13 protein-coding genes are annotated in these 20,460 nt (G+C 41.2%); 6 read left to right on the top strand and 7 right to left on the bottom strand.

Translation table 11 applies throughout. The features are described 5' to 3' along the window. Window positions 1–224 precede the first annotated feature (224 nt). The 6 genes from DWW10_RS16195 to DWW10_RS16170 all read right to left on the bottom strand — a co-directional run bounded on the left by DWW10_RS16195 (window position 225) and on the right by DWW10_RS16170 (window position 6,893). Window positions 225–1,319 carry a TlpA disulfide reductase family protein gene (locus DWW10_RS16195; protein ID WP_022391611.1) on the bottom strand — a complete coding sequence of 365 codons (1,095 nt, stop codon included), beginning with the start codon at window positions 1,317–1,319 and terminating at the stop codon, window positions 225–227. A 123-nt stretch (window positions 1,320–1,442) separates the two neighbouring features. Further along, entirely contained in the window at window positions 1,443–1,997 is a 555-nt protein-coding gene (locus tag DWW10_RS16190; RefSeq protein ID WP_022391612.1) for a 30S ribosomal protein S16, read from the bottom strand. A gap of 166 nt (window positions 1,998–2,163) precedes the next feature. Further along, the gene (locus DWW10_RS16185; protein ID WP_007662267.1) at window positions 2,164–2,409 is read right to left on the bottom strand and encodes an RNA recognition motif domain-containing protein; all 246 of its coding nucleotides are present in this window, start codon (window positions 2,407–2,409) and stop codon (window positions 2,164–2,166) included. A gap of 229 nt (window positions 2,410–2,638) precedes the next feature. Further along, a complete protein-coding gene (locus DWW10_RS16180) occupies window positions 2,639–3,946 on the bottom strand; it encodes a Na+/H+ antiporter NhaC family protein (protein ID WP_022391613.1) in 1,308 nt (435 codons plus the stop codon). Between the two features lie 386 nt (window positions 3,947–4,332). Continuing rightward, on the bottom strand, window positions 4,333–5,823 hold the full coding sequence (locus tag DWW10_RS16175) for a UxaA family hydrolase (protein ID WP_022391767.1): 1,491 nt from the start codon (window positions 5,821–5,823) through the stop codon (window positions 4,333–4,335). Window positions 5,824–5,834: 11 nt separating this feature from the next. Next, on the bottom strand, window positions 5,835–6,893 hold the full coding sequence (locus DWW10_RS16170; protein ID WP_118421854.1) for a LacI family DNA-binding transcriptional regulator: 1,059 nt from the start codon (window positions 6,891–6,893) through the stop codon (window positions 5,835–5,837). Between the two features lie 257 nt (window positions 6,894–7,150). Between DWW10_RS16170 and DWW10_RS16165 the strand changes: the two genes are divergently transcribed. The 6 genes from DWW10_RS16165 (at window position 7,151) to DWW10_RS16140 (ending at window position 15,191) form a co-directional block, all read left to right on the top strand. Further along, window positions 7,151–8,176, top strand: a complete 1,026-nt coding sequence (locus tag DWW10_RS16165) for a sugar kinase (RefSeq protein ID WP_007662276.1) — start codon at window positions 7,151–7,153, stop codon at window positions 8,174–8,176. An 18-nt stretch (window positions 8,177–8,194) separates the two neighbouring features. Continuing rightward, window positions 8,195–8,863, top strand: coding sequence for a bifunctional 4-hydroxy-2-oxoglutarate aldolase/2-dehydro-3-deoxy-phosphogluconate aldolase (locus tag DWW10_RS16160; protein ID WP_009127171.1), 669 nt, complete (start codon window positions 8,195–8,197; stop codon window positions 8,861–8,863). Between the two features lie 329 nt (window positions 8,864–9,192). Beyond that, window positions 9,193–11,118 (top strand): LruC domain-containing protein, encoded by a 1,926-nt coding sequence (locus tag DWW10_RS16155; RefSeq protein ID WP_118421853.1) that lies wholly within the window; start codon window positions 9,193–9,195, stop codon window positions 11,116–11,118. 110 nt (window positions 11,119–11,228) lie between these two features. Beyond that, a complete protein-coding gene (locus DWW10_RS16150) occupies window positions 11,229–12,332 on the top strand; it encodes a cytochrome-c peroxidase (protein WP_118421852.1) in 1,104 nt (367 codons plus the stop codon). Window positions 12,333–12,840: 508 nt separating this feature from the next. Beyond that, complete coding sequence (locus tag DWW10_RS16145; RefSeq protein ID WP_118421851.1) at window positions 12,841–14,013, top strand: glycosyltransferase family 2 protein; 1,173 nt, start codon at window positions 12,841–12,843, stop codon at window positions 14,011–14,013. Window positions 14,014–14,405: 392 nt separating this feature from the next. Beyond that, on the top strand, window positions 14,406–15,191 hold the full coding sequence (locus tag DWW10_RS16140; protein ID WP_118421850.1) for a leucine-rich repeat domain-containing protein: 786 nt from the start codon (window positions 14,406–14,408) through the stop codon (window positions 15,189–15,191). Here the strand turns inward: DWW10_RS16140 and DWW10_RS16135 are convergent. Beyond that, complete coding sequence (locus DWW10_RS16135; RefSeq protein ID WP_118421849.1) at window positions 15,186–20,459, bottom strand: leucine-rich repeat domain-containing protein; 5,274 nt, start codon at window positions 20,457–20,459, stop codon at window positions 15,186–15,188. The two genes, DWW10_RS16140 and DWW10_RS16135, sit on opposite strands and share 6 nt — an antisense overlap. Window position 20,460 lies beyond the last annotated feature (1 nt).

Here is a 20,460-nt window from a genome sequence, read left to right as displayed (position 1 = left end):
AACTTTTGTGTCTGTAAAATATGTTAATCAATTGATATTCAGTAATGATTAAAAGGGAAATGGAAAACTTTTTATTTTGTAGGTCTTTTAAAAGTTGTTCGAAATGGAAAACCCTATGTAGTAAGTAGATACAAAAAACCTCGCCTGCTACACATCCATGTAACAGGCGAGGTTGTACTATAAAAAATAATCTTGAATAGGGATTATTCTTTCCCGTACGAAAATTATTTCAAAACTTCTGCCAATTTTGTTTGCAACTCTTCACCGTGCAATCCGCGTGCGATGATAGTTCCTTCACCGTCGATCAATACAGTGTGAGGAATACTGCTTACTGCATACAACTGAGCGCCTTCGCAATTCCAGTATTTTAGGTCAGACATTTGTGGCCAAGTGATGTTCAGCTTCTCGATAGCATCTTTCCATGCTTCGCCACTTTGATCCAAAGATACACCTACGATTTCAAAACCTTTGTTCTTGTATTGAGCATAGGCTTCTACCAGGTTCGGCATTTCGCGACGGCAAGGACCACACCAGCTTGCCCAGAAGTCGATGAGTACCACTTTACCTTTACCTACATAGTCAGACAGTTTCACCGGTTTTCCGTCAGGAGTTGCCATTTCGAAATCTGTGAACTTCTGGCCTACAGCAGTAGCTTTCATCTTTTCTACGTTTCCTTTGATCTTGATGATTACTTCATCGTTAGCAAATTCAGCGGGAATTTGCGGCATCAACGGATCCAGTTCGTCTACTTCAAGGTAGTAGTAGTTATTCTTCAGCAAATGAACGCCCACCAGGTTAGTGATGTTCTTAGCGATACCTGCCTTAGTGATTTCCATTGATTTTTCTTGCAGATCGTTCATTTCCTTCATTTTGGCTTCGCGCTGCTCGTCAGTCAGTGTAGTATCTGACATAGACTCATATATAGTCATCATTTGCTTGTTCAGATCATTCAGTTGAGCTCTGATTTCCTGATAAGCATCGTTGCTCGGCGTACCGGTAGCAGAGTCATTATCGCGGGTTAGGTTCATCTTGATGTTACCGTTTTCAAGGAAGAAGTCCATCAGGATACCTTCTTTTCCTGCCGGTCTGTAGGTTACGTAACGGTTCACAGCAGTATCTTGTACGCCTTTAAAGGTGAATGTACCTTTGGTGATTACTGCGGAGTCTACTTTTACAAGATTTCTTCCGTCTACTTTTTGCAAAAATACAGTGTCGCCGTCAGCTCCACCCTCTACGGTTCCGGTTACCACGTAACCTTTGTTTCCGCTACAGGCAGCAACGATAGCAGCCACAGCGAGCAGATAGATAAATTTTTTCATTGCTTTTATTATTAAGTAAAAATATATGGCTACAAAGATAGTCAATAAAAAATCCCCTCCGGCATAACCGGAGAGGATTTTATAGTTTTAATCCCATTTTTTGTAATCGTACTGTGCTTACTATTATTCAGCAGCAGCTTCAGCAGCGGGAGCTTCTTCAGCAGGGGTCTCTGTTGCCTCTTCAGCAGGAGCTTCAGCGGCAGCTTTTTCTGCTTCTTCAGCAGCCTTCTTTTCAGCCAATGCTTTTGCTTTTTCAGCGTTTACTTTCTTTTCAGCTTCCAGACGTGCTTTTGCTTCAGCTTTTTTAGCTTCTTCGTCTTTAGCTTTCAAAGCAGCCAAACCGCTTTGTTTGTTGTTCTTCCAAGCTTCGAATTTAGCTTCTGCTTCAGCTTCGCCAAATGCGCCCTTGGTAACACCACCCATGAGGTGTTTTTTCATGTAAACGCCTTCGTTTGACAAGATGTTACGAACAGTGTCAGTCGGTTGTGCACCTTTCATAACCCAGTCAAGTGCGCGGTCGAACTTCAAATCTACTGTGGCAGGATTGGTGTTCGGATTGTACGTACCAATCTTCTCAATAAATTTACCATCACGTGGTGCTCTTACGTCTGCAATAACGATAGAGTAGAAAGCGTAGCTCTTACGTCCATGTCTTTGCAATCTGATTTTTGTTGCCATTTTAAATAATGTTTTAAATAAATGATTTGAATTATGCTACTATCTCGTAATAGCGGCTGCAAAGGTATGGTTTTTATTTTGATTGACAAAGAGTTCCTAACAAAAAAAGGATGGATTTCATCAGAAACCCATCCTTCTTTTTAATAACGTATTATCGTGAGAATAATTAATTCTTCGGTAATGCTTCTTTAACTACCATCGGACGACCTGCGTATTCTGCGCCGTTCAATGCATTAATAGCGTTAGATGCTTCTGAAGAATCCGGCATTTCGATGAATGCGAATCCTTTAGATCTTCTTGTTTCACGGTCAGTGATGATTCTTACTGAGTCTACTGTTCCGTACTCTTCCATAACTTCTCTTAAATCTGATTCTTTAACCCTGTAATTCAGGTTACCTACATACAAATTCATAAATCTAAATAAAATAATAAATTAATAATTCAATAAACAAAGTTTTTGGAAGTTGTTAGGTCAGAAATGGAAATACTCAATACAGAGGAAATACATACGTGAAATAATCAAATCAAATAAACTTCTTTATTGTTCGGCTACAAAGTAACGCATTCTATTTCAATAATGCATCATCTTTTACCATATTTTTTTGCGATAATTTCATTTTTTGCCGAATATGGGCGAATATTTACGAATATCGTTTCGGATATCTCAATAATATTGCTAATAATGCACAAATTCCCATTGTAAACGGATAGTACAAGCTGCCGATGATACTGATGGGAGAGATGCCTGCCAATCCGGCGGCAATGAGTAGTTGCGCACCGTAAGGAATGATGCCTTGCACCAGGCAGGAGAATGTGTCCAGGATGCTGGCTGTCTTCCGGCGATCCAGGTGGAAACGTTGGGCAATGTCTTTGGCTATCGGTCCGGTGGTAATAATGGCGATGGTGTTGTTTGCCGTACAGAGGTTGGCAATGCTGACAAGTGCGGCGATGCTCAGTTCTGCTCCTCGTTTGCCTTTTACATGGCGCGTCAGGCGGGAGATGATGAAGTCGATTCCGCCATTGTAGCGGATTGTTTCCAGCATACCGCCGGCAAGCAGGGTGATGATAATCAGTTCACCCATTCCTGTGATGCCGGTTCCCATGGAACCGAACCAGTCGAAGAAAGCTGTGCTCAGGTCTGTTTCGCTTGTGAAGATACCGATGATACCTGTACTCAGTATACCCAAGAGAAGGACTAACATTACATTCACACCTGCCACTGCTGTGCCCAGCACGATGAGGTAGGGGATAACCTTTATCCATTCTATCTCTTGTGTTTGTGCAGGAGCTGTGATGGACAATCCCTGGAATATATAGATGCAGAGCACAATCAGTGCTGCCGGAACCACAATCATGAAATTTACGCGAAATTTGTCCCGCATCACGCAATCCTGTGTCTTGGTGGAAGCTATGGTGGTATCCGAAATAAACGAAAGATTATCTCCGAAGAATGAACCGCCCACTACAATGGCAACCATATATGGCAGGTCGATGCCGGTCTTTTCCGCTAATCCGATGGCTACAGGGGTGAGGGCTACAATTGTTCCCACACTGGTGCCTATGGAAAGTGAAATGAAACATGCGGCTATAAAAATACCTGCCAGTAGCAGGTTATCCGGCAGAATACTCAGGGTGAGGTTTACTGTGGCGTCGATTGCTCCCATTTGTTTGGCACTTTGGGCAAAGGCTCCGGCAAGAATGAATATCCATATCATCAATATGATATTCTTGTTGCTGGCTCCCACGGAGAATTGATACACCCGTTTTTCCAGGCTCAGTCCGCGCGTCAGTGCAATGGCATAGCAGGATGACAGAAGAAATGCGACTGTAATGGGTACCTTATAGAAATCATTTACAATCAGTGACGTCACCAGGTAAAGGCATAAAAATACTGCCAGCGGGCTTAGTGCCCACCATCCACCCTTTTGTTTATTTGTTGTATCTGTCATCTTAATATATAGTTTTGAGGGAAAGTTGACGAGTTAACCAGTTGACAAGGGGACAAGGTTCCATGCGGCATAGGAGCATTGCGCAGCCCCCTTGTTCCCTTGTTAACTCGTCCCCTTGTCAACTGGTTTCCTTCCTTTCTTTTCCAGAATGAGCCATTAATTCGTTGCAAAATTATAAAAAACAAAGAGCGGAGCAAAATAGTTTTTGCCCGCTCTCTATCTCTTAATTACCCGTTGGCGGAATTAATTTCTTTCTATAGGGTTTTGAGGGAAAGTTGACGAGTTAACCAGTTGACAAGGGGACAAGGTTCCATGCGGCACAGAAGCATTGCGCAGCCCCTTGTTTCCTTGTCAACTGGTCAACTGGTTCCCTTCCTTTCTTTTCTTTATAAAGTTACTCCTGTCTTGAAGATCGCAATTTCCTTATAACCTTTCTTTTCGTTGTTTACGAATTCGCCGCTTGCTACCTGGATTATATAATCAATGAACCGTTCGCAAGTCTTTTCCATCGGTTCATTTTCTACGATGACTCCTGCGTTGAAATCAATCCAGCCCGGTTTGTTCTTTGCCAATGTGGAGTTCGTTGAAATCTTCATGGTCGGTACATAGGTTCCGAACGGGGTTCCGCGTCCTGTAGTGAACAATACCATGTGGCAACCGCAGGAAGCCAGTGCTGTGGCAGCAACAAGGTCATTTCCCGGTGCCGACAGCAGGTTCAGGCCTTTCACTCTCAGACGTTCACCATACGGTAATACGCCTTCCACATAGCTCTTGCCGCATTTCTGTGTACATCCCAGTGCCTTGTCTTCCAGAGTAGAGATGCCTCCCGCTTTGTTTCCCGGAGATGGGTTTTCGCCTACCGGTTCGCCATGTGAGAGGAAATATTCCTTGAAGTCATTAATCAATTTCACTGTTTCTTTAAATAGTTCCTCGTTGCGGCAACGGTTCATTAATATGGTTTCCGCACCGAACATTTCCGGAACTTCCGTCAATACGCTTGTACCGCCTTGTGCCACCAGGAAGTCGGAGAACATTCCCAGTAACGGATTGGCTGTGATACCTGAGAAACCGTCCGAACCACCGCACTTCAAACCCACGCGTAATTCACTCAGGGGAACATCCACGCGCTCGTCTTTGCTTGCTTTTTCGTATAGCTCGCGCAGCAACTCCATACCTTCTTCGTACTCGTCGCCCACTTTTTGAGTAACCATGAATTTTACGCGATCTTCATCGTACTCTCCCAGGAATTCGCGGAATACATCCGGCTGATTGTTTTCACAACCCAAGCCCACTACCAGAACTGCGCCGGCATTGGGATGCAATACCATGTCACGCAGAATCTTCTTTGTATTTTCATGGTCGTCACCCAACTGTGAACAGCCATAATTATGCGGATAAGCCATGATTGCATCCACACCCTTACCGCCTGTTTCCCGGCGCAAACCTTCGGCCAGTTGGTTGATGATACCATTCACACAACCTACAGTCGGTATAATCCAAACCTCGTTACGAATGCCCACTTCGCCATTTTTGCGGCGATACCCTTTGAATGTCAGATCTTTGTGCGGAATATCCAGCGTAACACTTGTCGGATTGTAAGTATAGTCCAGCAATCCTGCCAAGTTTGTCTGAATATTATTTTCGTTCATCCAGTCCCCTTGTTTCTTGGCCATACGTGCATGGCCGATAGGGTACCCATATTTAATGACGTTTTCGCCCTCTGCAAAATCTTTTAATGCAAATTTGTGTCCGGCGGGTACTTCCTCGTTCAGAGTGATTTCCACTCCGTCCACAGTGAGTTTTTCTCCTGCCGGCAGCGTCACAATAGCTACAGCTACATTATCAGCAGGGTTGATTTTAAGGTACTTAGTTTCCATAATTACTCTTATTATTTATGATGATAAAATTCAATATTTTCCTTCGTCAACAAGTCAATCGGCATAAAGTTCTCTCTTGGAACTTCCTTTTTGAAAATCAGGTAATCACATAGTGCCTTGATTCCGTCGAATCCCTGTAACTCCGGCTGTTGGGCTATGAGGAAAGATACGCTGCCCTCCATCAGGCATTTCACGTTACGTTCCAGCAAGTCATACCCCATCAGATTAAAAGCTGTTTTTCCTTGTTTCAACAAGTACTCTCCAACGATATACACTTTTGAATTGAAAGTGATACCATTCTTTACATTCGGATGTTTTCTGAAAAAATCGTCCAGCATCTGTGCATCATCACTGTCCCGCTTGGCATGTAAGTCCAATTCCCAAATGCGGCAGTGGGGGTGATGCTTCAACATATACTCCCGGAAACCGATTTCGCGGCGTTCCTGCTGGTTAGATCCCACAATACCCTCGTTTATCTTGCGGAAGATTACTACTTCCTGCTCGCTTCCTGCAAGTAGCATCATCATTTTTGCGGCGAAGTATCCGCTTTGGTGAGAATTCTGTCCAAAGAAGGAAAGGGCGGGTTGATCTTTCAGATTTGAGTCTATATATATATAAGGTGTAGAACGTCGGTTCAATTCCTCTGTGAAAGATTTCGTATGTTGCGGAACGGTGGGGGCAAACATGACTCCGTCGGGTTCCTGTTCCAGGATGCCTTGGGCAACATCTACGAATGAATGATAATCAAACGGATCATAAAAGGAGAGGTCTACGGAGATATTGAAATCCGAATATGCTATCAGTGCATCGTGAATGCCGGCTTCTACCGCAGTCCAGTATTCGCCTTCCTCATGTTGCGGCAGCAGGCAGGAGAATGCGTATTTCTTGTTGGATGCCAGTGCACTGGCGTACATATTAGGCTGGTAATCCAGTTGCTTCAGGATTTCTTCCACCCGTTTCCGGCTGGCTTCCGACACACCACTACGGCCGTGTATCACACGATCTACTGTCCCCACTGATACATCCGCCATTTTGGCGATATCTTTAATACGTATTCTTTCAGACCCCATATCAATTACAATTTGACGATTTATAATTTACCATGTGTTCGCACACAATAATAATCTTAATATTTTCAGCACAAATATATGACAATTTTTGTAATTACGAAAATTGTTGTATCTTTGTGCCCGCACACGAAGGCTATGAAGAACGAACCGTATTTTAGTTTACTCTCCATAGTATCAGGTGATTAAGGCTGTTTTTGGCTCTAAAATGACAAATTGAAAGTTCTAAATTAATCACATATTAAAAAATAAATAAGATTATGGGAAAGAAAGTCGTTACATTAGGCGAGATCATGTTGAGACTGTCCACTCCGGGAAACACTCGTTTTGTTCAGTCTGATTCATTTGACGTAGTATATGGCGGTGGTGAAGCAAACGTTGCTGTCAGCTGTGCCAATTACGGACATGATGCTTACTTTGTGACTAAATTGCCGAAACACGAAATCGGACAATCTGCTGTAAATGCATTGCGCAAATATGGTGTAAAAACAGATTTCATTGCCCGTGGCGGCGATCGCGTGGGTATCTATTATCTTGAAACAGGTGCTTCCATGCGTCCCAGCAAAGTTATCTACGACCGTGCACATTCTGCTATCGCTGAAGCTGATGCAGCTGATTTCGACTTCGATGCCATCATGGAAGGTGCCGATTGGTTCCACTGGTCAGGTATTACTCCTGCTATCTCTGATAAAGCTGCCGAACTTACCAAATTGGCTTGTGAAGCTGCAAAACGTCACGGTGTTACGGTTTCTGTTGACCTCAACTTCCGTAAGAAACTCTGGACAAAAGAGAAAGCTCAGTCTATCATGAAGCCTTTGATGCAGTACGTAGATGTTTGTATTGGTAATGAAGAAGATGCAGAACTCTGCTTGGGCTTTAAACCCGATGCTGACGTAGAAGGCGGAAAGACGGATGCTGAAGGATACAAAGGTATTTTCAAGGCAATGGCTAAAGAATTCGGCTTTAAATATGTAATCTCTACTTTGCGTGAATCATTCTCTGCAAGTCACAATGGCTGGAAGGCAATGATTTATAATGGTGAAGAATTCTACGAATCCAAGCGTTATGATATCAACCCGATTATCGACCGCGTAGGTGGTGGTGACTCTTTCTCTGGTGGTATCATTCACGGTTTGCTGACGAAACCTAATCAGGGCGCAGCTCTTGAATTTGCAGTAGCCGCTTCTGCATTGAAGCATACTATCAATGGTGACTTTAATCTGGTATCTGTAGAAGAAGTTGAATCACTGGCTGGTGGTGACGCAAGTGGACGTGTTCAACGCTAAAAAAATAATCATAAGAAAATGGCAAAGTTTGATAAAATAGCTGTGCTGAACAAAATTGGTTCAACCGGCATGGTTCCTGTATTTTACCATAAAGATGCAGAAGTTGCAAAAAAAGTAGTGAAAGCTTGTTACGAAGGTGGTGTTCGTGCATTCGAATTTACCAATCGTGGCGACTTTGCTCATGAAGTATTTGCAGAAGTTGTGAAGTTTGCAGCAAAAGAATGTCCTGAAATGGCAATGGGTGTGGGTTCTATTGTAGATCCTGCAACGGCTGCCCTTTATTTACAATTGGGTGCTAACTTTGTTGTAGGTCCGTTGTTCAATCCTGAAATCGCTAAGATTTGCAACCGTCGTCTGGTGGCTTACACTCCGGGATGCGGAAGTGTGTCGGAAGTTGGCTTTGCACAAGAAGCAGGCTGCGATCTCTGCAAGATATTCCCGGGTGATGTTCTCGGTGCAAAACTTGTAAAAGGTTTGCTGGCTCCGATGCCTTGGTCTAAGTTGATGGTGACCGGTGGAGTAGAACCTACTCAGGAAAACTTGACTTCCTGGATTAAAGCAGGTGTATTCTGCGTAGGTATGGGCTCAAAACTCTTCCCGAACGATAAAGTTGCTGCAGAAGATTGGGCTTATGTTACTGAAAAATGTAAAGAAGCGCTGGCTTATATAGCAGAAGCAAGAAAATAAGATATTTCATTTTGTTTAAAGGTGTTTAAAGGGGACAACCATTGGAGTTGGCAGATTGTTGCTACTCCAATGGTTTGTTTTTTTATAATATATAGTTTTTTTAAAAGAGGCTATATTTTGAATTTATCAGCTTTTTCCGCCTTTATCTGAGAAACTCTCATCGAATCCCTCTTCTTTCTAATAAACTTGTATATTTTGTTATATTCATTTCTTTATAACTTGTATATGCTATTTTTTTATTTGAACCAAAAGTTGTATATCTTGTTATTTCTATTTATATTTGTAGCCAAATAAGAGTTTGTCGAATTACAGTACTAAAATATATAGGTATGAAACAACGAAAGATGAAACAGATTGTGTTCCTGTCCCTTATGTCAGTGCTTCTACTGGGTAGCTGCACGGATAGAGATGTGTATCAGGGAGGAGGAGAGGAGACCGGTAAGAATACCCCTCTCAAGCCTTCGGAAGTTTTTGACTTCAGCATGATGCAGCAGGTAAAAGTAAATGTGGACTACGGGTTTACAAGTGATTATTATATCACTTTTGACCTTTATAGTCAAGACCCTATGAGGGAAGAAAATGATTCATGGATAAAAGATGAATCACTGTCCCCTGTTTACTCGGCTCCTACTGACAAGAAAGGACGATATTCAGGTACGGTTGAAATCCCTTCAGACATTACGGAAGTATGGCTCTACACTGATTATTTAGGTGCTATTTCACCGGTTAAGTTGACTATTTCTAATGGTGAGATAAGCTATAATCAGAGCGCGTACATTGCATCGCTGCAAACCAAGACAAGGGGCACAACGACTGGTGGCCATAATTATTTGGATGATTGGATGCTTATGCCTGGTGTAGACTGGGATGGATACGGCATGCCCAATAATATGGAGGCTACCTTGAGTGCGCCACCGGCAGAAATCTTATATAGTATTCGGAGTACATATAGTAATATCAGTGGAAAAAAAATTAAAGATTTACATCCTGAATGGCTCAATAATAATACTACTTCTGAAATTAAAATAATCAAAGATACAGAGCTGAGCCTTGTTTTTGTTGCAAGTAGTGCCAGTTTTAACAATACAGTAGGATATTTCACTTATAAATCAGGAACTGTTCCTACTCCGGAAACAGTTCAAAAAGTGATTGCATTCCCCAATGCTTCTCCTATTTCTAAACTTTCTGGTGGAGAGCGTGCAGGATCGTTACTGTGTGGACATGAGGTGAAACTTAAATATTGGAATGAAGTTGAGCAGAAATTTGAGGATAAATTTCCTGCTGGTGTTACTGTTGGGTGGTCTTTGCAGGCAAATGCATTTAAATCTGGTGATATTTTGAAAGGTATTGGAATTCGTTATTCATATAGTACTATGAATTATGATAATTCACAGCGGGTAGTAGCTTTGCGTGATGGAGGTACGGATCAGATTGTAGCTATAGGTTTTGAGGATAATGTAGATTTTGATTATTGTGATGCCACCTTCTATCTGAAGATTGCAGAAGCAAATGCTATTGATCCGGGTGGTCCGGAATTGCCTCCGGTAGATCCTCCTAGCAATGTTACCACTACCTATAAGGGAACTTTAGCTTACGAAGACCAATGGCCGGCGCAAAGAGATTATGATATGAATGATGTGATGATGACTTATCAATCTACTCTTTACCGGAATGTTGTAAGCAGCAAAATTTATAAAATAGTAGATGAGTTTACTCCCATTCATAGTGGAGGTACACATATCTGTGGTTTTGGATATCAACTCCATAATCTGACTCCTGAGAGGGTAATGAGTATTGAGGTTTCAGGTCCTGACGGTTGGAAAATAGAGACAGATCAATCACATCCTACTGTTATCTTGTTTGATAATATTAAGAGTGTTTTAAATCAGAAATTTACCGTTACCATTGAATTGGCAGATGTGGAGTTAAGTCAGGTGATGCCTCCTTATAATCCTTTTATATTCGTTAATGGTAGAAGCAGGGAAGTGCATTTGGTAAATTATGCACCTACGGATAAAGCTGATAAGTCATTCTTTAATACGAGTGATGATATGTCGAATGTCGATGAAGGTATTTATTATATCACCCGCTATGGAGAAGAAGTGGACATCATGCCATTTGCTATCAATCTTCCTATTCTCGATTTTAGTATTCCTACGGAAGGTGTGAAGATTTATGATACCTATCCTGATTTTATTGGTTGGGTAAAATCAAAAGGAACATCAAATACGAATTGGTACAAAAATAAGAAGTAAATAACACCTTCTTTAAGTAAAAAGAGTTTTATCTATGTTTTGTCATAGATAAAACTCTTTTTTTATATTTTTGCCTTGTCAATGATGAATAACAGAAAAAATGCTATTGTATGAAACTGCAAACACTATTTTCTATCTTATTTTGTGGCGGAGTAATTGGAGGGTTTATCTCTTGTGATCATTCTTCTTCACTTCGGACCCGGAAGGAGGCTTTAGGTAAACTCATTTTTCAAGATACCCAGTTATCTGAGCCTGCAGGACAGTCTTGTGCAACTTGCCATACAGCCGATAAAGGATTTGCAGATCGTGATTCCCGTATTGTATCCGAAGGTGCTGTTCGTGGTCTCTACTCTCAGCGTAATTCTATGACCATCTGCTACTCTATGTATGTTCCCTCGCTCTATTTTGATGATGAAGAGAAAACTTATGTAGGTGGACTCTTTTGGGATGGACGTTCCCCTTCATTGAAGCATCAGGCGGGTGAACCGTTTCTTAATCCTGTAGAGATGGGAAACCCTGATAGGAGTTCTGTTGTGAAAAAGGTGCGTCGTGCATCGTATTATCCTGAATTAGTGCGTATTTATGGTGAAACTGCTAATGTTGATTCTCTTTATGCTCATATAACAGATGCACTTTCCATTTACCAGCAGTCCGAAGAAGTGAATTCTTTTTCTTCCAAATATGATGCTTGGGAGAGAGGTGAATATGTTTTTACTGAAACAGAATCACGCGGCATGGATCTTTTTAAAGATAAAGGAATGTGTGCTGAATGCCATATCCTGGATAAAGATGAGTGTGCCGGACGCGTTCTTTTTACCGATCATACCTATGACAATCTTGGCATTCCGCGTAATCCGGAAAATCCGCATCTTCGTGTGCCGGCCGACTATTTTCTTCTTACTCCGGATAGTATTGACTTGGGATTAGGTCCCATTGTGGGCAAGGAAGAAGAAAATGGCAAATTTCGTGTCCCTACTTTGCGTAATATTGCCTTGACCGCTCCTTATGGACATAATGGCTATTTCAAAACCCTTGAAGAGATCGTTCACTTCTATAATGTACGTGATGTGAGCGATGAATTTCCTCCTGCCGAGTGTCCTGCTACAGTCAATCGTGATGAGCTGGGAAATCTTGGTTTAACTCCTGAAGAAGAGGCCGACCTCGTAGCATTTATGAAAACGTTAACAGATGATTTTAAAGGCGTTCAAAAGTAGCTGTAACCGTAAACAAAGCTGGATAATCTTAAAAAGATGTTATAAAACACATGTTTTTTCGTGCGGCTGTTTGCGTACACGGAATTTTTTCATACCTTTGTATCGCAGTTGGGAAACTGCTCATGATTTTGACTTTTAAATAAATTAGTTTTTAGTTTTCAATAAAGGATTAGTTAGGGTAAAAAGATTTAGTTAATAGTTTTTTCATAGGCTAAAATTTGGATTAAAAAATAGGTAATTAGGTATAAAGGTAAAAGAAAAAAGTTTGTTTTTATAGGTAATTAGAAGTTTATTTTGGGTAAAAAGAAGATTGATTTTTAGGTAACAATGATGCAGTTTAAAAGAAAAGCCTCTAAGGCTTTTCTTACAGAGGCGAGGGGTTCGTGAGAGCTTGCTCGTTTTTTTGTGTCCCAAAGTGAAAAATGGGACATTTTCTTTTTTTAAGAAATGATGATTATTCCAGTCATTCTTTGTATATTTGTGGCATCATCTACATAAAAAATTAATTTTGGAACAGATACTGCTTATACTCGATTGGGTTTTATATGTATTGTTTGCGATAAACATATTGTATTTATTAGTTTATAGCTTAGCATCACTTCGCCGTAGGCCAGTTAAAATGGCTCCGGCGAAGGAATATAAACGGATTGCATTATTGATTGCGGCGTATCGGGAAGATGCTGTTATTATGGATACGGTGCAAGCTTGTTTGGCACAAGATTATCCGAGTGACAGATATGATGTGGTAGTGATTTCGGATCACATGCAACCTTCAACGAATGAAAAACTGCGTGCGTTGCCTGTAAAACTGCTTCAGGTAGATTTCGAGAAAAGTACGAATACAAAATCTCTGAAAGCTGCCCTTGAATATCTGGGTAAGGATTCCTATGATATTGCTTTGATAATAGATGCTGATAATATAATCAATTCTTCCTATCTTGTGGAATTAAATAATGCTTTTGCTGATTCCAAAGTGCAGGTGGTTCAAACGCATCGGGTTGCAAAGAACTTGAATACCAATATGGCCTATTTAGATGCTATCAGTGAAGAAATAAATAATTCTATATTCCGTTTAGGACATGTGAATTTAGGCATGTCGGCAGCTTTGATTGGTTCCGGCATGGCGTTTGAATATTCACTATTCTATAAAGCAATGATGAGCAATACTTCGGTTGGAGGTTTTGATCGGGTTTTAGAAATGAAGTTGCTTTATCACCGTGTTTTCTTTCATTACTTGCCTGATACGTATGTACTGGATGAAAAAATACAGAAAACGAAAAATTTTTATCAACAGCGCCGCCGTTGGCTGTCTGCCCAATATTATAGTTTTGGTGAATTTGTGAATCACCTGTTTCCGGCTATTCGTGATCGGAAATGGGATTTTTGTGATAAACTCTTTCAGCAAGCCTCGTTTTCGCGGGTGTTATTGTTGGGGTTTACCTTTATCTTTTCAGTGTTTTTTTCTATATGGTACCCAGCATTGGCTTATAAATGGTGGGTCATATTGGGGGTACTGTTATTGGCGTTGGTTGTTGCTATTCCCCGTCGTTTCTGGAAGTGGCGTCTGGTAAAGGCTATATGTTTTATTCCTTATTCATTTTTGCTGATGTTTATCAATTTGTTCCGGTTGAAAGAGGCGAATAAAAAGTTTATTCATACAGCACATGGGATAGAAGAATAATAAACTTAATAAATGTTGCTGTCTTCTCGGGAATATTAATGCTAATACTGTTTTCATAACAAATTCCAATTGAAGTTATATTATGTATGTGGAGATTGTTTTTTCCATATTGGATTGGTGGGCTTGATATCACAGTGAAAATGGTTTGTGTTTCTTTCCAAAAATGATTTGTGAGGATATTGCAATTGTTACTATAAAATGATTTGTGAAATTTTACTTTATTTCTTTCCTGCTTAGCAATTTTTTCTAAGGATATTTTTTTTTAGATCATATTCTTTTTTACTTCTAAAAAAATCAGAAATTCTTTTTGATTAATTTTATCGGTATATTTGGGGTTCTATCAGGACTCTGTGGATCAGTTGAGGGAAATCTTTAACCGATTGACCTTGATAATGGAGGGAATTACTTGTGTGAGAATATCAGACCCAGAGATACTGAGAATTTTGATTGAAAGATTAGATGTAGATGGAATTGGAGCAATTAGTGAAAAATATATTGAAAACCAAATAGAAGTTACTATATACTGGTTTAAGGGTAATACTATAATTGAAACATTCGATGAATTTGAAAAAATGAATGTTGCATTTAAAGATAATAATTATGATGGTCCTAATTTATTCCGCGAATGTACTGCATTGAAAAGTATAAAGTTACCTCATACAGTAACTTTTATACCTGCCTCCTGCTTTCAAGGTTGTACAAATCTAACTAATGTTGTATTACCCAAGGGAATTACAGAGATCAGAGCAAGCGCATTCCGCCAATGTCCATCTTTGAAAAAGATTATAATACCCAATACGGTTATCAAATTAGGTGGAGCAGTATTCATTGATTCTGGAATTGAAGAGATAGACTTACCGGAAAGCGTTACTTCAATAGGTTCGTCTGTGTTCAACGGTCTGATAACATTAAAAACAATAATTATCAGAGGAAATACAATAAAGGAAGATGGAACTTCTGACGGAAGTATGTTCAAGTGCTGGGAAAATTGTACAGGACTTGAATCTTTTGTCATGCTATCCGAGAAGCCAATGGGGTTTGGCTTCTGGATGCTTAACGGTACTACATGTAAAATCTACGTACCTGATATCGCTGTAGATGTATATAAAGCTGCAAGCGGTTGGAGCGGTCTGGCAAGTAGAATATTGCCATTATCATCTTATAATGGAAAGTTATGAAGAATAGGTTGATAAAGGATATATCTTACCACTTTGTGAACTCCAATTGGTTGCAGCCTTATATGCTGCAACCGATTCATCAGGAACATATATAGCTACAGGTATACCATTATATCCAAAGCTACCGTTGAGTGCAGGAGGTATGATTGCACGACACACAATAGTTGTTATCTCTTTCACTCCCCATAATATATTCTTTCCTATTGATGTTACTGTTGAAGGAATATCCAGTAAACGGCAAGATTGAGCATTGTTGAGAATAGTATCTCCTATAGTCTGATACCCTTCTGGAATAATCACTTTTTCTATGCCACTACTCTGGAATGCATCATTTCCCATTTGAGTTAATACGGGAAGCGTTACTTCTTTCAATGAGCTACAATTATTGAAACAACCATTATTGATCATATTGAGTCCAGTAAAATAGCGAAATTCATGAAATGTTTCAATTCTGGAATTTCCGGCAAAAATACTACTATTGTTATCAGGTCTATTACTTAGTGATTTTACATTATTAATTTCTTCCGGTGTAATCATTCCATCCCCATCTATATCGATCAATCTCAGATAGCCAATATTGCCAGAAGTTACATAATCACAATATGCTTTTTCTGTTGTCAGCAACCGTAAGATTTCTGTCTCGGTAAATCGAATGGCCGGTTCTCCATTCATCACCAAATTTAATTTGTTAAATATTTTACGCAGCTCTTCCACAGAGTCCTGATAGTACTTTGAGTGTACAGTTATCTTACCTTCCAATACTGGAATTTCATCCTTTCCGGCAATTCCTTCTGCGGATAAACCTTCGTAGGTTCCATCAGCAAGTTTTGCAAGCATATCAAGGGCGTCGGCGGTGTAATATTCTTCCTCGAAGCCTACTGCACGGATATGTTTTAGTGCATGTTCGGTACCTTGTGATTGCTGTGCCTCTATAATATTAGATAACAATCGCATAGGCTCTAATTTAGGGCAGTTTTCAATTAAGAAGTCGGTTATTTTTTCAGCACATTGACCGATTCTCAAGCCCTCTGTTGTCAGCATCGGGAAGTTCTGAAAAGTTATGTATCTGTTGTTGGCCGGATATTCGATGATTTCAAGTCCGCCACCATTCGGAAGCTTTATTTGACTTAAGTTCGTTCCGTCGGCATATATCTCACGAATGTTGATAATTGTGCTTAAATCGAGTGTACCTTGTAATGTGGTGATATTGGATAGAAGTAGCTTCTGCATACTACTACAATCTGCAAGTGTAAGTCCTGTAATAGAGATGATTACGTTGTCTTCCTTACTACCGAGTATGAGTTCGTTCAATCGTTTTCCGCGTACTACCATGGTACCGGAAACATTCTTTTTGTGCCAGTCTCCGATGCTTAATAACCAACTTGCTGCTTGTATGGCATTTTGCTGGTCAGCGCTACCACCAAGGTCAATGGTTATTTTACAAATATCTCCTGCTTTAGTGCGTTTTCCTTGTACAATGGATGTACCATTTGCAATGGCCGGATACATATCGAAAGCCGGGGTTATATCGTAGTCTATCAGATCGCCGGCAGCACGTACGATGATTGTATCTGTGCCATTGGCAGAGAACAAGCCATAATTATACTTCGACATGATGTACATGATACGTTTCTTCACCCATGCAGTTTCTGCGGAATAGAAATCACCGTGGCTCTGTGTTATAGGGTCAGTATCGTTAGTATAGGAACCATTATTGTATGCTATCTTTGCGAGTTCATATCGTTTGGCATCAGAATTCACCAACGTAGCGGGGAAATACTCTTTTATGCCAAGGAAATACTTTTTATAGAAAGCATAAACCTTGTCATAAGGCGTACCTGAAGACTGGCCGCACAATGCTTCCATTGCTGTGAACATTTTGCGCATTCCGGCTGTAATTTCAGCACTGAAAGCCTGCTCCAGCAGATTCCAGAAGACAGATGTCTCACCATTCCAAATTGGCTGGTCATTGTCGTAAGAGTCATGCATTTCGCAGTGATAGGGTTTCCGATCCTGTCCCTGATTGTCAATCGGGAATATAGTGTCGGCATCATCCAGTCTCCACCTCCATTTACTACCTTCCTGGCAGAAGCTATACGGATAAGTATTCTTGGCACGCTGGTCGGTTCCGGCAGTGAACTCCACAAAGTTATGATGGAATACTGCATCGTCAATATCGAATATAGCGGGTATGGTTGCATGGAATAAGCTTGTGCGGGCTGAAATAAACTTCTCATTCAACTGGTCAGCAGTGAATGTACTCAGATCTGATGGAAGGTATGCAGTTAACTGTGTGCTCAGATTTATTGCACCATCACCTATATCGGAGGGTATGAACTTTCCTTCGGCAGCTTCATAATAGTAGAGATTGTACTGGTTAGCATCACCACTTTTGGCAATCCAGTACTCATAACCTGTACTGCGGTATTCAGTTACGGCTGCATTTAATTCATCCAGAGTACCGGTGAATGGACGGATACGGTTGTTGCATACATACACGGTGTTGTAAGCATCTATCCATTTCTGTGCAGAGAGTGGTTCCGTTTCATCGACATTCAGTTCACCGGCATCGAAATCCCAGCAATTAGTGTTGTTATACTGAAAAGCCTCTTCCTCCGGATTATATGCCCAGTAAGGTTTATCGCTGTTCCAGGGAACGCGGAAAAGCGCACCCAACGGCGCATTGTCCGAACCTTCCACGGATAGCAAGGTCGGAAAAACTTCTGTGTTATAGCCGAAACAAAGATCATCTCCTTTATCCGGACCGAATGTAAATTCTCCCATGCAGGTATATATATCCTGGCCTTCTTCATTGACGGATTTTGAGAAACCGATGAAAGGCTCTTGGTACACCGCGACACGTATTTCGCTATCAGTTGCCATAGCCTCGTTTCTCATGCCTATTTCCTTGTATAAATCATTGAATGCAGCCACAGATCCGGCCTTGTGGTCCTGCATGGAACTCGCCCAGTTTTTCTTGGCTGTCAGGCGCCCGGACTTAGGCACACCTTCAAACATAAGGACTTTGTTCTTGTCCGTCGTTCCATCGGCATACGTGGCAATGGAGTTTATCTTGTTACCCTCTGTATCTTTCAATCCCTTCATTTTGAAGCGGATGTTCCACTCCAGATATTTCTTTGATGAAGTTCCCTGACCTTCTATCAACAGGTTGGTGAGCGTGAAGTTCCGCTCCGGTTTGTTCTTGAAGAGTACTTCCAGATCACCTGCTACACCTGAAGGGTTGTTTAGGTTAGGGAAGGGCTTGTTCACTACAAATACATTATAGAGCAGCTTTGTGGCATTGAAGTCAATGTTTACACCTTCGCCGTCCAGTACCGAATTGATATTCTTTTCCATTTGCTTCTCGCTGGTCGTCACAAGCTGGTTTATGTAATTCTTCTGGACAGCCTCGGAAGTCAATGCACTGTCATACACACGCAATCCATATAAATAGAGATTGGCATAATCATTCCCTAACGTTATCTTGCCGGTGTTGCGGAAGTAATCGTTGCTCTCGTAGGTATACTGGCGATTCTTCTTTCCGTTGATGTATATGGCAACAATGTTGAAGCCGGCATTACCATAAGTGTCAGGCATGATAACTGCTGTGAGGCGTAGGCGTACCCCATTATCGGTAGGAACATCCTGTTTAGTACTTTCGTGTTCAGATTGTGAGAACAGAGAGATATTCTCACCGGATACCTTTAATCCAACGTAGTTGCCGTCCGGCTTATCTTCTGCGATGTTGATAATATTCTTTCCAGCATCCGAAGCATTCTCAATCTTGAAATCGATTTCGATTGTTTTACCTCTGCGGGCCGGTTCTGTGGCAAAGGGTTGGTAATCTATCACGGCCGAACTCCGTGCAAATATCTTCAGTGCTTTCACACCATTATCATCGGTCACCCAGCCGTCGTTACCCCAGTTGAGGTTATTCCAGGTCACGGGGATGACTGATTTATCCACTTCATTAACGATACTCTTGTAGTTTGTCTGCGAGTTGCTACGGGTGCGCGGATTGATATAGAGTACTGCACCTGCTGTAGCCGAATATCCCAGTGAGTTATTGACAGCTACCATAATCGGATCTATCAGAGCGTCTTCTCCACTGGTTGCCTTTATAATGACTTCAAAGTTACTGTCGTCATCTGTTTCCACCTCCATCGGATAAGTAAATGTGTTTTTGGAGTTTGCCACTATGGTGTCATTCTCAGAACTATACACTTCTGTTCCGTCTTTCGTAATGGTGAAGATGGCATCTGTAAGAGTAGCCTGTCCGTCATAAATCGCATAATCAAATACCACATTATCCTGCCAGTTGATGAGCTGTGAGGTCACGTTATTCACGCACATCAGTTTCACTATTTCCCCGGATGTGGCAATACACATGATATTTACCGATACAGATTTGGTCTGAATGGTATTATCTGAGTTGGACAGATAGAAATCCACATTGTATATTCCGGTTGCTTCGGGATGAGGAAGTACATAGTTATAAGGTGTATCCATATAGATGGCTGTTCCCAGATTTTGGGTATAGCCTTGATTGTAATTATCACCGGTAACGGTGACATGAAGCACTTTGTTGATATTACCGTTGATAATCATTGGAATTGAAATATCCCCGGCAAAGGCGGTCCACCAAGCGAAGTTAGGGGCACTGATTCCCAATGAAGTGAGTTGTACAACATAGGTGATCGGGGCCGTAGTCTGGTCGGTGTTCTCTCCCTTGATACTTATTTTGATATTGTTGCTGCCGCTTGTCAGCCACTCGGTTATGTCCTGTTTGATGGATACATTAGAAGAAACTTCCATTTGCTTCACTGTGGTGAAGTCTGCAAACTTCGAGTTCTTTATCATGATTGTACACAGTCCGAGTTCTCCCGTCGGCTTGTACGGTTCATTGATATTATCCCGATACTGGGAGACGAAGGTGAAATCCAAGACACATTCTTCTCCGTATTGTGCGGCAAAGCCCAGTGAATTCAGATTATTCCTAACGTATACACTATACATGGTTCCTGCTCCGCCTGCCAGTTCTCTGACGGTTTGTTCCAATGCGGCGCCGGCGGCACCATCATAGGCAGTACCTGCGGTATCACCGATGACAAGCATCTTATTCTTTATACTCTGAATTGTAGCCTTGCTGGTCTCAACATCGTTGTCATTGATGCACGTGGCAAACTCATTCAGTTTAGTAACAATCTCGTTCAACTCCTCAGCTTTAAGCACATTGCCTTTGAGGAAATTCTTATTTAATTTGTCCATA

The sequence above is a fragment of the Bacteroides intestinalis genome, assembly GCF_003464595.1.
GTDB classification, from domain to species: domain Bacteria; phylum Bacteroidota; class Bacteroidia; order Bacteroidales; family Bacteroidaceae; genus Bacteroides; species Bacteroides intestinalis_A.
Note: the sequence above shows the minus strand (reverse complement) of the source record. Positions and strands in the feature narration are given on the sequence as shown.